Source organism: Curtobacterium sp. MCBD17_023 (assembly GCF_003224415.1).
Lineage (GTDB): Bacteria > Actinomycetota > Actinomycetes > Actinomycetales > Microbacteriaceae > Curtobacterium.
Genome location: NZ_QKLJ01000007.1, coordinates 115,840 through 130,636 on the forward strand (window position 1 = coordinate 115,840; position 14,797 = coordinate 130,636).

Here is a 14,797-nt window from a genome sequence, read left to right on the forward strand (position 1 = left end):
GTGTCCTCCCCGCACACGGCCTCGGGCTGCTCGGCGTGACGGCGCTCCTGCTGCTCGCCGCGGGGACCGCCGGTCCTCGTCCGTCGACGGCTGGGCACGCTGCCCCGCATCGCGCCAACGGAGCAGTAGCACCGAACCGACGGGAGGCTCTCCACCAGCCGGCCCGGCCCCCCGCGTGAGCGGCAGGTCCGGACACGACCGGTGGAGAGCCTCCCGTCCGTCGCCCGTCCGGCGTCGTCGAGACGTGCAGTCAGACCGCGGCGGGCACGCCGGGCAGGAAGACCAGGCGCCGACGCATCGCGATGGCGGCGATCGCTCGGGCCGGTGCGTACGCCTCCGACTCGTACCAGGCCTGCAGGGTCTCCATGTCGGGCCACTCGACGACGGCGAGCACGGCGCCGGCATCGCCCTCCGCGACGACCGGCTGGGCACCGAGGACCACGAAGCGGCCGCCGAACGCCTCCACCGTGGCCGGGGTCACCTCGGAGTACCGCTGTGCGCCAGCGGGGTCGAGCACCTCGTACACCTCGGTGATGCTGTACGCCGGGGTGCGAGCTGCGGTGGTCTCAGTGGTCTCGGACATGGGTGGCTCCTTCATGTGGGTTCGGGCGGCTTCCGGATGCCCTCGAGTGCGCCGGTCGACGCAGAACCAATGATGTTGCACGACATCATTCACTGTCAACCCCGACGATGTCGGCTAACATCAAAGAGTCACGAGCGCAGCCATCCGCCGCGCTCGAGTCGACCGCGAGGAGGAACCGCGATGCCCCGGATCACGCAAGCCCAGAAGGAACGCAATCGCGACGAGATCGTCCGCGCGGCGAGCGAGGGCTTCAAGCGCCGCGGCGTCGACGGCGTCGGCATCAAGGACCTGATGAACACCGCGGGGATGACCAACGGCGGGTTCTACAACCACTTCGCCTCGAAGGAGGACCTCGTGCTCGAGGTCTACCGGAAGGGCTTCGCGGAGTCGCTCGCGGCCGTCGATGCCATCCGGGCAGAACACGCCGACGGTGCCCAGTCCGCCCTGGACGCCGTCATCGACACCTACCTGACGGCCGCCCATCGGGACCACCCGGAAGCCGGCTGCCCCTCGGCAGCGCTGCCCGTCGACGCCGGGCGGCACGGCGCTGCGCCCCAGGGCGCCTACCGGGACGGACTCGAGGGGTACTTCGCGAACCTCACCGAGCTGCTGGTGCAGCGAGCACAGGAGACCGGCACGGAACTCGCCCCCACGGACGCCCGGCAGCAGGCGGTGACGATGTTCACCCAGATGATCGGCGCCATCGTGGTCTCGCGTGCCGTCGCCGAAGCGGACGGGCCGTTGGCGGACGAGGTCCTCACGGCGAGTCGGCACCAGCTGGAGCGCCGGTGACCGTCCGGATGATCGACCACATGAAGCGCGTCGTCGTGGCGGCAACGATCGGAGCTGGTGTCGGCGCGCTCATCACGATCGCGTTCCTCGTCGCGAGCGGTGTCGACTACCGGATGCAGGAGGACGCCGGCGTCGAACCCGGCGCCACGCCGGCCCTCGTCCTCGGCGGTCTGCAGGCCGGCCTGTGGCTGTCGGTGGTCAGCGTGGCAGTACTCGTGGTCTGCGTCCTCGTCACCGTCGTCCGCCGTCGACGTCGGCACGGCTCGTCCTCGTCGGCGAGCACCCCGTCGAACGACCGCCTCCCGTGACGGCGCCGCTCCTCGCAGAGGCCGGCACCACAGCCCGGCGGTACGGTGGCAGCGACCGTCACCCCTCCGCCGGAAGGACCCCCGTGCGCCAGCTCTACCCGCCGCTCGAACCGAACCGATCCGGCCTGCTCGACGTCGGTGACGGCCAGCAGGTGTACTGGGAGGAGTGCGGGTCACCCGACGGCAAGCCGGTCGTGTTCCTGCACGGCGGGCCCGGTGCCGGCTGCTCCCCGGACCACCGACGGCTCTTCGACCCCGCGCGCTACCGGATCGTGCTGTTCGACCAGCGCAACTGCGGCCGGAGCCGGCCGCACGCCGGCGACCCGACCACGGACTTGTCCGCGAACACGACGTGGACCCTCGTCGAGGACATCGAGCGGCTGCGCGCGCACCTGGCGATCGACGCGTGGCAGGTGTTCGGCGGCTCCTGGGGCTCGGCCCTCGCGCTCGCCTACGCGGAGACGCACCCGGAGCGGGTCACCGAACTCGTCATCCGGGGCATCTTCACGCTGCGGACGAGCGAGATCGACTGGTTCTACGAGGGCGGGGCCGCGAACGTCCTCCCCGACCTGTGGGAGCAGTACCTCGCTCCCGTCCCGGTCGAGGAGCGGCGGCCCGGCGGACTCGTCCGCGCCTACGAGCGACTGCTGGCCGACCCGGACCCCGCCGTGCACGGTCCGGCCGCGGTCGCGTGGGCGAGCTGGGAGGCGGCGTCGATCACCCTCCTGCCCCGGCCCGACCTCGTCGTCCGGTACGCGGACCCGACGACCGCGCTGGCGTTCGCCCGGATCGAGAACCACTACTTCACGCACGACGGCTGGTTCGAGGACGCGCAGCTCATCCGCGACGCCGGCCGGCTCGAGGGCATCCCGACCGTGATCGTGCAGGGGCGCTACGACATGTGCACGCCAGCCGTCACCGCGTGGGACCTGCACCGGGCGCTGCCGTCGGCGGAATTCCGGATGATCGACGACGCCGGCCACGCGTTCGACGAGCCGGGGATCCTCGACGCGTTGATCGAGACCACCGACCGGTTCGCCGACCACCTGCGCTGACGCAACCCGTCCGACGCACTCCGGACCGACGGTGCAGGTGCCGAGGACGCGCCGACGCAGGACGCGCCTCCCGGCCGGCCGGCGTGGTGTGGTTGGTCCATGACCAGCGACCTCGTGCCGTGGTTGGTCGCCGGGGGGCTCGCCGTCGTGGTGGTCGTCCTGGTGATCCTCCTGCGGCGACACCAGACCTCTGCCCGCTCCGAGCTCGACGCCGCCGACCGGGCCCGCCGGGACGAACTCGCGCAGCGCGAGGCCGAGCACCGCGACGAGACCGCCCGCATCGAGGCGGACCGCGCCGCACAGGTGGAGGCCGCGGAGGCCCGCCGGCGGGACGCCGCGTCGGAGGCCGAGGAGAGCCGCGCACTCCTGCGCCGCGGCATGAAGTGGGAGGAGGCGTCCGAACAGGCGATCCTCCGCGCCTGCCGGGCCGCCAGCGTCAACGGCGTGCTCATGACGAACGTCGTGTTCGTGCCCGTCGGGGAGACCGAGCAGGGGTCGTGGCGGAAGTTCGTCGCGCAGGTCGACCACGTGCTGGTGTCCGACTCCGGGCGCGGTCTGGTGATCGAGAGCAAGCGGTGGAGCGGCATCGTGTTCGACGGGCGGCGGCCGAGCGAGGTGCACCCGGCGTTCCGGAACCTGGTCGACGAGTCGTCCCTCGTCCCGCCGTTCGCCGTCCAGGTGCAGAGCCGGAAGGTGCTCAACGCCGAGGAGGAGGCCGAGAACTGGTGGCGCGTCCGGGTGCAGGCGAAGGGCGCGTCACCCGCGCAACAGGTCCGGCAGCAGGCCCGTCGCCTCGCCCGCTTCGTCGACGAGCGGACCGGCGTCTCCCGCACCTGGTTCGACACGTGCGTGTTCTACTCGTCGCCGTCGGCCACGGCCTTCGTGCAGGCGGAGGACCGGAGCGGCACCGTCACCACGAGCGTCGTGACGAACGACCACGAGCTGCAGTCCGCACTCGCGGCCTGGGCGACGAAGGACTCGGTGCCGAACCGCACCCGTGCCGACGCGGTCGTGCGGGTCCTCGCCGGGCAGGGTGCCCACGCGATCACGGTCGGGAACTACCGCCTGCCGGAGTGACGCATCCCCTCCGACGCGACGACGTCCGCTGGTCTGTACCAGCGGGGCGTCGTCGTACGGCAGGATGCTGCTACGCGACCGGGCGGATGACCGACGGGAGCATGACGTGCAGGTGACCGGCGAGGGCGGTCTGTGCGTCCTCGAGCGATGCGAAGTCGCCGACGACCAGGCCGAAGGTGTCCGAGGCGACGTAGCGGCCGTCGCGCTTGTCGACGGAGCCGCCGAAGTAGCCGCCGTAGTTGGCGATCCACTCGTCGTCGCCCTCGAGCGTCCAGGTGAGCTTGGCCCGCGCGGCACGGGCGCTGGTGGCGGCCTGTGCTTCGAGGACGGCGACGATGTCGACGGTGTCGGTGTCGAGGGTGACGTCGGTCCCGGCGGCGGTCCGGTTGATGGTCGTGTTCATCGCGCTCTCCTGTCGTGTTCGGGGTACGTGCTGCGGTACCTGAACGCTACGACACCGAGCGTGCCGATCGACAGCGGAGCCCGCCGATTCACGGGTTCAGCCCCGGATGTTCATCCGTGATCCCCGAAACGACGGGCTTCGTCATCCGCCGATCGGGGTACAACGGGGTGCAACGGGGTACTCGCGTTCCGGACGATCCGGCCTCAGGAGACGGCGCGGAGGGCGTCGGCGATCGTGGCCAGTGCGGCGTCGATCTCGTCGGCGACCCGCACGTGCGTGGCCTCCGAGCGACGGTAGGGGTCGTCGACGTCGTCGTCCGCCGGGTCGGACGGCGGCGGGACGGCACCGCGGAGGCGCGCGACCCGTTCGACCAGGGCCTCCGGCGAGTGCACGTCGGCGAGGTCCCCCGGCTCGAGGCCGTCGAGCACCCGAGCGAACTGCTTGATCGTGAACGCCCGCTTCGCCGCACGGGGTGCGAGCTGCACGACCGCGGACCGGTGCGAGCGCTCGGCGGTGAGCACGAGGTCGGCGGACGCGGCGATCTGCTCGGTCAGGTAGCGGGACCGGTGCGAATCGGTGGCGCCACCGAGGCGCTGCGACTGGGCCGCAGCCGCACCGTCCATGACGGCGCCGTCGTCCGCGATGGTGCCGGCCGATTCGACGACGTGCACCGACGCGGCCGGCCCGAGACGCGCCTGCAGCACCTGGGCGCCGAGCGGTGAGCGGCAGATGTTGCCGCTGCAGACGAAGAGGATCCGCACGCTCAGCCCTGGCCGAGCAGGTCGTGCCGGACGACGATCGCGTCACGACCGGGTCCGACGCCGATCGCCGAGATCCGGGCACCGGACATCGCCTCGACCGCGAGCACGTAGTCCTGGGCGTTCTTCGGCAGGTCCTCGAACGAGCGCGCGCCCGTGATGTCCTCGGACCAGCCGGGGAACTCCTCGTAGACGGGCTTCGCGTGGTGGAAGTCGGACTGGGACACCGGGACCTCGTCCACGCGCACACCGTCGACCTCGTAGGCGACGCACACCGGGATGGTCTCGAGACCGGTCAGGACGTCGAGCTTCGTCAGCACGAAGTCCGTCACGCCGTTGATGCGGGCCGTGTAGCGGGCGATCGGGGCGTCGTACCAGCCGCAGCGCCGCGGGCGCCCGGTCGTCGTGCCGAACTCGAAGCCGTTCGCGCGGAGGAACTCCCCCGACTCGTCGAACAGCTCGGTCGGGAACGGGCCGGCGCCGACACGGGTCGTGTACGCCTTGACGATCCCGATGATGCGCTCGAGCTTGCCCGGGCCGATGCCGGAACCGGTCGCGGCACCGCCGGCTGTGGCGGAGGACGACGTCACGAACGGGTACGTGCCGTGGTCGACGTCGAGCATGGTGGCCTGACCGGCCTCGAACAGGACGGTCTCGCCGCGCTCGAGCGCCCGGTGGATCTCGAGCGCGGTGTCGGCGACCATCGGCCGGAGGCGGTCCGCGTAGGACAGCAGCGACTCGACGACCTCTTCCGCGTCGATCGCGCGCCGGTTGAAGACCTTCACGAGCAGGTGGTTCTTCTGGTCGAGGGCGGCTTCCACCTTCTGCCGCAGGATGTTCTCGTCGAAGATGTCCTGGATACGGATGCCGACGCGGTTGATCTTGTCCGCGTACGTCGGGCCGATGCCGCGACCGGTGGTGCCGATCTGGCGCTTGCCGAGGAAGCGCTCGGTCACCTTGTCGATGGTGCGGTGGTAGTGCGTGATGACGTGGGCGTTCGCGGAGACGCGGAGCTTCGACACGTCGACCCCGCGGGCCTTCAGCGCGTCGAGCTCCTGGAACAGGACCTCGATGTCGACGACGACGCCGTTGCCGATGATCGGGGTGACGCCCGGGGTGAGGATGCCGGAGGGCAGCAGGTGCAGCGCGTACTTCTCGCCGCCGACGACGACCGTGTGCCCGGCGTTGTTGCCGCCGTTGAACTTGACGACGTAGTCGATGCGGGAACCGAGGAGGTCGGTGGCCTTCCCCTTGCCCTCGTCGCCCCACTGGGCGCCGATGATGACTGCTGCGGGCATCTGGTTCTCCTCACGTTGGCGGAGGACCGCACACGGCCGTCCGGGCCGGTGGTCCACCCGAGTCTATCGGCTGGTCACCTCCGCGTCACCGGCCGGCCGGTCCCTGTGGAGGACGCCCCGGGCACGGAGCACGCTGGGACGGACACGATCCGATGCAGGATCCACATGGACGAGAGGAACCACCATGAGCGACCCGATCGACGACATGAGCCCCCTGCTCGACAGCCAGCAGGCCGAGGACCTCACCGACGGCGGCATCGGTTCCGTCGAGGGTGCGCCGCAGGACGTCATGCCCGAGACCGACCGCGGGCGCGAGGCCGCCGAGGAGCGCCCCGACGCCTGACGGGCGATGACGCCTGACCGGCGATGACGCCTGATCGGCGACGACGCCTGGGCGTGGACGGATGGTCACCGGAGCACGGTGGACCGGTCAGTGATCCGACGAACGGAAGGAACACCATGAGCGACCTCAGCGACAAGGCCAAGGACTTCGCGAACAGCGACAAGGGCGAGAAGGCGACCGACGCCGGCCTCGACAAGGCCGCCGGCGCAGCCGACAAGGCCACCGGCGGGAGCCACGGCGACCAGATCGACAAGGCGGAGAACGCCGCCGACGGCAAGATCGGCAACTGAGCCGGTCACGTCACCGTCGGCGCCCCCGCGTCGAGGACGACGGGAGGCCCGGTACCAGCTGGTACCGGGCCTCCCGTCTGTCCCGCGGCGCGTCAGGCGCCCCGCAGCAGTCGGGGCGTCAGCCCCGGAAGAAGTCCGCGTAGGACGGGTCGCCGATCGGCTGGGTGTGGCCCGGCTCGGCCAGCCGCTCCTCGACCATCGCCCGGATGACGTCCGGCGGCGTGAGCCCACGTCGACGCCACTCCATGGGGTTCTGTCGGAGCTGCACCAAGGTGTTCGTTCGCATGCACCAACACTCCCACCAACTACCTAGTTCGTCTAACTACCTGTCCCGTACGCGCACTGGTCGCGCGCGGACACGGACCGACGACGAACGGAGCGGGCAGCCCGTGGGCCACCCGCTCCGTCCTCGTGCTGCCGTGCGCTACTTGTAGATGCGCCCGGACAGTGCGGTCGTCGTCCCGCTCGTGTACCCGGGCTTCTTCGCCGTGACGGTGACCGTCAGGCGCTGCCCGACGTCCTTCGTCGTCGTCGTGTAGGTCGCCTTGGTCGCACCCGGGATGGCCGTGCCGCCCCGCGACCACTGGTACGTGAAGGTGACGCCGCTGGCGTTCCACTCACCCGGTTTCGCGGTGATGGTCCGTCCGACCTTCCACGATCCACCGACGCTGGCCTTGCTGCCCGACCGCAGTGCGAGCGTCGGCTGCACGGCGTTCGCCGTCAGCACCTCGGCCTGGTCTCCGACCGCGTTGTGCAGGTGCAGCAGGAGGACCTTGGCGTTCGTGGTCGACGCCGGCCGGTTGACCCGGATGGCGGAGTCGTCGGCGAACAGCGGCGTCGAGACACCGTCACGGGTGAAGGACAGCGCCGGGGCGAAGGCGTCGAAGGTGACCGTCTTCGTCTCGTCCACGACCGAGGACCCGGTGGTCGCCGCACCCGGCGCGTACGCCGACTCGGTGACGACCTGGTAGTCGAACGCGGCCTTCGTCGACGTCGCGGTGTACCCGAGCGCGGAGAGCGACACGGGGAGCACCTTGACGGCGGAGTCGAACGTGTTCGTGTCCTGCGTCTCGTCGACGTTGAGCGGCCAGTTGTCGACCGTCTTCTGCTTCGGGTCGTTGAGGTCGACCGTGGTGACGAACGTCGCGTCGACCACCGAGGACTTCGCGTCGTACGTCAGGAAGTCCGGCTCGCCGTCCCGGTTCGTGTCGATGAGGACCTCGACGTTGGTGACGGCACCCGGGTTGGCGTCCGGACCCTGCGTCTGGACACCGAAGGACACGACGCCCTTCGACTTGTCCGCCAGACCGACGGCCGTGGAGCTGGCGCCGAAGGCCCGGACGTCAGCGGCCGCGAGGGACTGCTGCGCCGAACCGGCCGGGAAGGCCTCCTTCGGGTCGGTGGCACCGAGGACGAACGGCGCCGCGAGGGCCGAGTACCGCGATGCACCGGTGCCCTGGGAGAGGCCGGCCCCGCTGAGCGCGATGGTGCTCGACTTCGACGTGCCCGTGAAGGTGACGTCGTCACCGTGCACGGCGCTGACCGGCTTCGGCGCGGCGTACACACCGAGGCGGAGCGGCGTCACGTCGGCCGCGGCCGGCGTGAAGGTCACCAGGCCGGTCGCCGCCGAGACGAACTCACGCGGGTAGCCCTGCTGGGTCTGCTCCTGCGTCGGGTCGATCGTCTTGCGCAGCAGCGTCGGGTCGGCGACCGTCATGGTCAGGGTGACCGTGGCGGTGCCGTTCGCCGGGACGGTGACCGTCGTCGCGCTGAGCGAGAAGGCGACGCCGGACTTCGCGATCCGGGACTTGTAGGCAACCGAGTAGGTGTGTGCGACGTCGGCCGTGTTGCGCACCAGGAGACTGCGCTTCGCGGTCGTCGGGCCGCTCACCTCGACGACCCCGAAGGACGCCGTGACGAGGTCGTCGTTCTCCTGGCTGCGGACCGTGGTGGTGTCCTGGACCGCCTGCAGGGCGTCGACGCGGCCGGTGCCCTGTCGGAGCAGCGTGGCCAGCTGGTCGTCGGTCGCGCTCTGCTGGACGTCGGAGGTCGCGGTGTTCATCAGCGCGGCCTTCACCTCCGGGGCGCTCCAGCCCGGGTGGGCCTCGAACGTCAGGGCGGCGACACCGGCGACGTGCGGCGTGGCCATCGAGGTCCCGCTCATCGACATGCGACCGTCACCGGTGCCGTTCGCGGCGGAGATGACGTTGACGCCCGGGCCGGCGATGTCCGGCTTGACGATGTCGTCGACCGAACCGTGGACGCCACGGCTGGTGAACGGCGCGAGGGTGTTGGTGGTCTCCTGCCCGCGGGCGATGTCGAAGCCCTTGAGCTCCTGGGCGAAGCGCACGTGCAGGGTGCCCGCCTCCGCGGCGGCCTGGAGGCTCGCAGCACTGTCCGCGGTCAGCTCGGCACCCGGGATGGTCGCGTTGCCCGCGATGCCCGAGTCGAAGATGTCGATCGTGCCGGCGAGGAGCACGCCGACACCACCGGCGGCCTGGACGTTGTCGAACCGGACCTTCGAGCCGCACTCGAGCGCGCCGTCGGTCCACTTCAGCCAGGCCACCTTGCCCTTCAGCGCAGCGGCCTCGTCACCCGTGAAGGGCGCGCACCCGTCGACGTCGACCGTCGGGACGAACACGTCACCCTCGACGGGGAGCGTGCCCTGGTAGCTCGAGGAGTACTGCGACCGGTACGTCTTCGCGAGGTCGGCCGGTTCGGTCACCTGGACGCCGTCGTACAGGCTCTGCCCGGCGGCGGCCGCTGCGACCGTGAGGGCCCCTTCGGCGGTGCCCGGTGCGCCGCCCACGTCGGTGAAGTCGTCGGCGTTGCCGGACGCGATCACCGGCAGCACGCCGCGGTCGGTCAGGGCGTCGATCTTCGCGTTGTCCGGGTCGTCGGTCGCGCCGTAGTCCGACCCGAGCGACAGGTTGATGACGTTGATGTCCTTGCCCTCGGTGAGCGCCTGGCCCACCCAGTCGAGCGCGGCACCGGTCAAGTCGGTCGAGCCGCCGCCGTCACCGAAGACCTTGAGGGCGTAGAGGCCGGCCTCGGGCGCGCTGCCCGGACCCACCCACATGTCCTGCACCTGCTGCTGCGTCAGCGAGGAGTAGTCGCCGCGGAAGGTGGTCTTGTCGGCGTCGAGGCCGTACCCGGCTGCAGTACCGGCGACGTGCGTGCCGTGGTCGCCGCCCTTGCCGTCGATCGGGTTCGCGTCCGGCTGCGGGACGGGCTGGTAGGCCGCGGTGCTCGGGTCCGCGTTGTACGTGGGACCCGCGAAGTCGTAGCCGCCGAGGAACTTCGACGGGTCGTACCAGCTGGAGGCCGGCGCACCCGTGCTGGCGAGGGCGTCCTGGTAGGCCGCGGTCGTGCCGGGTCCGCCGAAGTCGGCCTGCGTGTAGTCGAGGCCGGTGTCGAGCACGGCGATGTTGACGCCCTCGCCGGTGTGACCGGTCGCGGTCCAGGCGTCGTAGGCCCGGGTGTACAGGTCGCTCGCGGCGTTCTTCGGGCTGACGCCCTCCGCACCGGGACGGACGGCGTCGGGGTCGACGCCGGACGGGGCTGCACCGGCGTCCTCGTTGACCGTCGGCTCGACGACCTTCTTCGGCGTCAGCGCCACGATGCTCTCGACGTCGGAGCGCTCCGCGATCTCGGCCAGGGCGGCGACGTCCGCGACGACGGCGATGCCCGGGACCGTGTACTCGGTCGCGTACAGCTCGGTGGCCTCCGGGTCCGCGGCCTTCACCGCTGCCCGCACCTTCGCCACGGTTGACTCGATGGTCTCCACGCGACTCTGCGCTGCGGACGAGGGACGCTTCGACCGGGTGAGGTCGCCGCCCTTCGCCGCGGCGTCGACCTCGAGTGCGCCGGCGCCCGTGGTGCGGACGAACGCGCTGACCGTCTTCGTGGGCTTCGCGTTCCGCAGCGGCGCGGAGAGCTTGAGGTCGGCCGCAGCGGGGACGCCGGCCGGTGCCGCCGAGGCCGCACCACCCACGGCGAGTCCGCCGCAGGCCAGTGCCGCCACCGCGACGATCGAGGTCAGCAACCGCGGAGCGCGGTACCGACGAGAGGGGTTGTTGGGTGGTGTCGCTCGGGGCACGCAGCACACTCCTGATGAGTCCGACGTTCGGGTGAAGTTCCGATGAAGCTATGTGGTCCTTCTCAGGACGGGGAGTCGGCAGTTCAGGGGACAGACTCTGTGGTCGTTCGAAGTTGCACAGGTGTGTGCACGTTATTACAGTGGGTGCATGACGACCACCGATCGGCCCACACGTGCGCCACGACGGGACGCGACCGAGAACCGCGCCGCCCTCGTCCAGGCCGCGCGGACGCTCCTGCAGGCCGATCCGGACGCGTCGCTCGAGGCGATCGCCGCGCACGCCGGACTGTCCCGGCGTGCGGTCTACGGACACTTCCCCTCCCGGGACGACCTCGTGCGCGAGGTCGTGACTGGCGGAGCCGAGCGCATCCTCGCCGCGATGCCGAGCCGAGCCGCCCTCGCAGGGCTGCCCCCGGCCTCCCGTCTGGCCGCGATCGCCGTGGCCCTGTGGACCGAGGTCTCGCACGTCCGGTCGATGGCGGTCATCGCCGTCCGCGGCCCCCTGGTCGAGACCGTCGCCACCGTGTTCGCCCCGCTCCGTGAGCAGGTCCGGGACGCGTGCGCCCTCGGCATCGCGGACGGCACGCTGCGTGACGACGTCGACGCCGAGACGCTCGGTCGACTCGTCGAGGGTGCCTGCCTGGCCGTCCTCGACGAGGCCGCACGGTCCGGCACGTCCGACGACGCCGGCCGCCGCATGGTCGTGGTCTCCGCCCTCGGCATGGCGGGCATCGACTGGCGCACGGCACTGCTCGCACTCCCCACCCACACGCCCGTCCCGGAGGACCACGCATGACGCTCGAACTCGCCGCCGTCGGCATCGGCACCGGACCCGGAGCCGAGCTCCCGGTGGTCAGCGCCGTCGCCGGCCCCGGACACCCGGGCGTCGTCGCGGTCGAGACCGAACAGGCACCCGTGCTCGCCTCGCTCGTCGCCGGAGGGCGGATGAAACCCGACACCGGGCAGGTGCTCCTCGACGGACACGACGACCCCGCGGCCGTCCGACGCGCGTTCGCCCTCGTCGACACCCCCGGCGTCGCCGAGCCGTTCCCGGTGATGACCCTCAAGCAGATCGTGCACGAGGAGCTCGCGTTCGCCGGCCGACGGCCCTCCCGGGCGGACTTCGCCACGGTGCTCGAGGAGCTCGGGATGACGCACTGGTCCGACACCCCGGTGCAGCGGGTCCCGACCGACGCCCGCGTCCGACTGCTCGCCGAGCTCGCGCTCCTGCGGCCCGGCGTCTCCGGACTCGTCATCACCTCGCCCGAGCGGCACGGTGGTGCGGTCGCCGACTGGTTCGCCGTCGTCCGGGACGTCGCGCGCCGCGGGGTGACCGTCGTGCTCGTCACGTCCAAGGCCGCGGCGGAGACGGCGACCGCCCTGCTCGACACGATCACCCACCGCGGCGACGCGGCGGACACCACCACCGAGGGTCCCGAGGACGCGACCCGGACCGAGGACGCCCCGACGGGCCTCCCGACCGAACCCACCGACACCACCGACGCACCCGCTCCCCTGGAGACCCGCTCGTGACCATCCCCTCGCTCGTCCGCGCCGAACTCGCGCGCCTGACCGCCACCCCGCTCGCCCGCCTGGCGTTCATCGCCCTCATGTGCGTCCCGCTGCTGTACGGCGGCGCCTACCTCTGGGCCAACCGTGACCCCTACGCCAAGCTCGACCAGATCCCGGCCGCGATCGTCGACCAGGACGCCGGGGCCACCCTCGACGGCGAGCGCGTCGACTACGGGAAGGACGTCGCGAAGGAGGCCGTCGACGGGCACGACTTCGACTGGACCGAGACCAACGCCGCCGACGCCCGCTCCGGCGTGCGCGACGGCACGTACGACTTCGTCGTCACGATCCCGCACGACTTCTCCACGTCCCTGGCCTCCGCGCAGTCCGACCACCCGGAGCGCGCCGAACTCGTCATGACCACGGCGGACACGAACTCCTACCTCGCCTCCACCATCGCGGAGCAGGCCGGCAAGACCATGCGGACGGCCGTCGCCGAACGCGTCGGGAAGGAAGCGGCGACCACGCTGCTCGTCGGGCTCGCGGACGTGCGGGACAGCCTCGGGGACGCGGTCGACGGCGCCGGCGAACTCGCATCCGGCGCGACGAAGGCCGCGAACGGGGCGGACAGGCTCGAGGACGGCACCGCGGAACTGGCCTCTGGCGCCGGAACCCTGGCGTCCAGCACGGCCGCGTTGCCGTCGCAGACGGCGCAACTCGACTCGGGCGCGCAGCAGGTCGCGACCGGGGCGGCGTCCCTGGCCACGGGCCTCCGGTCGGCGCAGCAACAGACGGCCGCGCTGCCGGACCAGACGCGGCAGCTCGCCGACGGCGCCGCGCAGGTCGCGGCCGGCAACGCCGAACTGGCCGCTCGCGTCGACGAGGCGAACACGACCGTGCAGGCGATCCAGCCCCTCGACGCGGACGCCGTCCTGCAGGACATCACCGCGAACCTGCCCGAGGGCGTCACCCTGACGCCGGAGCAGCAGCAGGCCCTGACCGCCACCGTCACCTCGGCCGTCGACCGGGCGAACAGCGCCGGAGCGGACGCGAAACAGCAGCTCGGTGCGACGACGCAGCAGATCGACACGCTCAGCGCCGGTGCCCGCCAGGTGTCCGACGGCGCGGCAGCACTGGCCGACGCCGCCCCGCAGCTGGCGTCCGGCATCGCCACCGCCGCGGACGGCGCGTCGACGCTGTCGACCGGTGCCGCACAGGTGGCCGCGGGGACGAAGCGGTTGGCCGCAGCCGCCCCGCAGCTGTCCTCCGGAGCGTCGCAGCTGGCCACCGGCGCGACCTCGGCGGACGACGGTGCGAAGTCGCTCGCCAGCGGCGTGCACGCCCTCGAGTCCGGCTCGTCGGAACTGGCGTCCCAGCTGAACAAGGGGCGGACGAAGATCCCCGCATCGACCGCGTCGTCGCGGAACGCGCAGGCCTCCGTCATCTCGGACCCGGTGAAGGTCGGCGACGACAACATCGCCGCGGCCTCGAACTACGGAGCCGGCCTCGCGCCGTTCTTCATATCGCTCGCCGCGTGGATCGGCATGTACGCGCTGTTCCTCATCCTCAAGCCGATCTCGAAGCGCGCCATCACCGCCGTCCGCCGACCCCTGCGCGTCGTGTTCGGCGGCTGGCTCACCCCGGCGCTCCTCGGCGTCGTGCAGATGGCCGCGCTCTTCCTGATCGTCCGGTACGCCCTCGACCTCGACGTCGTGCACGCCGGCGGGACGGTCGGCGTCATGGTCCTGGCGTCGGCGGCCTTCGCGGCGATCATCATGACGCTCAACGTGCTGCTCGGGTCGGTCGGGCAGTTCCTCGGCCTGGTGCTCATGCTCATCCAGCTCGTCACCGCGGGCGGCACGTTCCCCTGGCAGACCCTGCCCGGGCCGCTCGCCGCGCTGCACTTCGCCCTGCCGATGACCTACTCCGTCGACGCCATCCGGCAGACGATGTACGGCGGCTCGCTCGGCACGGCGTGGAGCGACGCGGGCGTGCTGCTCTGCTGGTTGCTCGGCGCGCTGCTGGTGTCGTACCTCGTCACGGCGCGGCAGACGCGGACGCGGACGCTGCGCGACCTGCGGCCGAGCTTGATCGGGTAGGCGGCGGGCGCGGGGCGCGCGGCGGCGGCGCGGCGCGCGGCGCGCGCCGGACCCGCACAACAAGAACCGGTCCGCACCACGGACTCCCGTGGCGCGGACAGGTTCCTCTTGCGTCGGTTGGGGGCGGTCCCGACGGCGGCCGGGAGGCGCGCGGCCAGCCCCTGTCTCTTATACACATCT

Annotated in this window: 15 protein-coding genes; 9 read left to right on the top strand and 6 right to left on the bottom strand. The window is 71.7% G+C overall.

The window, feature by feature from the left end:
- Positions 1–250: 250 nt before the first annotated feature.
- Positions 251–583, bottom strand: a complete 333-nt coding sequence (locus DEI84_RS10480) for a DUF1330 domain-containing protein (RefSeq protein WP_181420419.1) — start codon at positions 581–583, stop codon at positions 251–253.
- 180 nt (positions 584–763) lie between these two features.
- On the opposite strand from DEI84_RS10480, the gene DEI84_RS10485 reads away from it, so the two are divergent.
- The 4 genes from DEI84_RS10485 to DEI84_RS10500 all read left to right on the top strand — a co-directional run bounded on the left by DEI84_RS10485 (position 764) and on the right by DEI84_RS10500 (position 3,815).
- Positions 764–1,375: a TetR/AcrR family transcriptional regulator gene (locus DEI84_RS10485; protein WP_110890786.1), complete on the top strand. Its 612-nt coding sequence runs from the start codon at positions 764–766 to the stop codon at positions 1,373–1,375.
- Positions 1,376–1,395: 20 nt separating this feature from the next.
- Positions 1,396–1,683, top strand: a complete 288-nt coding sequence (locus DEI84_RS10490; RefSeq protein ID WP_181420420.1) for a hypothetical protein — start codon at positions 1,396–1,398, stop codon at positions 1,681–1,683.
- An 83-nt stretch (positions 1,684–1,766) separates the two neighbouring features.
- Positions 1,767–2,738 carry a prolyl aminopeptidase gene (gene pip, locus DEI84_RS10495; RefSeq protein WP_110890788.1) on the top strand — a complete coding sequence of 324 codons (972 nt, stop codon included), beginning with the start codon at positions 1,767–1,769 and terminating at the stop codon, positions 2,736–2,738.
- 99 nt (positions 2,739–2,837) lie between these two features.
- Entirely contained in the window at positions 2,838–3,815 is a 978-nt protein-coding gene (locus tag DEI84_RS10500) for a nuclease-related domain-containing protein (protein WP_110890789.1), read from the top strand.
- A gap of 70 nt (positions 3,816–3,885) precedes the next feature.
- Here the strand turns inward: DEI84_RS10500 and DEI84_RS10505 are convergent, their stop codons facing one another.
- The 3 genes from DEI84_RS10505 to DEI84_RS10515 form a co-directional block, all read right to left on the bottom strand.
- Positions 3,886–4,218, bottom strand: a complete 333-nt coding sequence (locus tag DEI84_RS10505) for a hypothetical protein (RefSeq protein WP_110890790.1) — start codon at positions 4,216–4,218, stop codon at positions 3,886–3,888.
- A gap of 203 nt (positions 4,219–4,421) precedes the next feature.
- A complete protein-coding gene (locus tag DEI84_RS10510; protein ID WP_110890791.1) occupies positions 4,422–4,979 on the bottom strand; it encodes a low molecular weight phosphatase family protein in 558 nt (185 codons plus the stop codon).
- 2 nt (positions 4,980–4,981) lie between these two features.
- Positions 4,982–6,274, bottom strand: a complete 1,293-nt coding sequence (locus tag DEI84_RS10515; protein WP_110823436.1) for an adenylosuccinate synthase — start codon at positions 6,272–6,274, stop codon at positions 4,982–4,984.
- A gap of 184 nt (positions 6,275–6,458) precedes the next feature.
- Between DEI84_RS10515 and DEI84_RS15720 the strand changes: the two genes are divergently transcribed.
- Together DEI84_RS15720 and DEI84_RS10520 are read left to right on the top strand one after the other, a co-directional pair.
- A complete protein-coding gene (locus tag DEI84_RS15720; RefSeq protein ID WP_181420421.1) occupies positions 6,459–6,617 on the top strand; it encodes a hypothetical protein in 159 nt (52 codons plus the stop codon).
- Positions 6,618–6,733: 116 nt separating this feature from the next.
- The gene (locus tag DEI84_RS10520; protein ID WP_110823435.1) at positions 6,734–6,907 is read left to right on the top strand and encodes an Rv0909 family putative TA system antitoxin; all 174 of its coding nucleotides are present in this window, start codon (positions 6,734–6,736) and stop codon (positions 6,905–6,907) included.
- A gap of 118 nt (positions 6,908–7,025) precedes the next feature.
- Here the strand turns inward: DEI84_RS10520 and DEI84_RS15725 are convergent, their stop codons facing one another.
- Positions 7,026–7,193 (bottom strand): hypothetical protein, encoded by a 168-nt coding sequence (locus DEI84_RS15725; RefSeq protein WP_181419427.1) that lies wholly within the window; start codon positions 7,191–7,193, stop codon positions 7,026–7,028.
- Positions 7,194–7,331: 138 nt separating this feature from the next.
- Complete coding sequence (locus tag DEI84_RS10525) at positions 7,332–10,952, bottom strand: S8 family serine peptidase (protein WP_110890792.1); 3,621 nt, start codon at positions 10,950–10,952, stop codon at positions 7,332–7,334.
- Positions 10,953–11,154: 202 nt separating this feature from the next.
- Between DEI84_RS10525 and DEI84_RS10530 the strand changes: the two genes are divergently transcribed.
- From DEI84_RS10530 to DEI84_RS10540, 3 genes are read left to right on the top strand one after another with little or no spacing between them, the layout of a single operon-like run.
- Positions 11,155–11,802, top strand: a complete 648-nt coding sequence (locus tag DEI84_RS10530; RefSeq protein WP_110890793.1) for a TetR/AcrR family transcriptional regulator — start codon at positions 11,155–11,157, stop codon at positions 11,800–11,802.
- Entirely contained in the window at positions 11,799–12,539 is a 741-nt protein-coding gene (locus DEI84_RS10535) for a hypothetical protein (RefSeq protein WP_110890794.1), read from the top strand. The genes DEI84_RS10530 and DEI84_RS10535 overlap by 4 nt, the downstream gene beginning before the upstream one ends.
- Positions 12,536–14,617 carry a YhgE/Pip domain-containing protein gene (locus tag DEI84_RS10540; RefSeq protein WP_110890795.1) on the top strand — a complete coding sequence of 694 codons (2,082 nt, stop codon included), beginning with the start codon at positions 12,536–12,538 and terminating at the stop codon, positions 14,615–14,617. The genes DEI84_RS10535 and DEI84_RS10540 overlap by 4 nt, the downstream gene beginning before the upstream one ends.
- Positions 14,618–14,797: the final 180 nt, after the last annotated feature.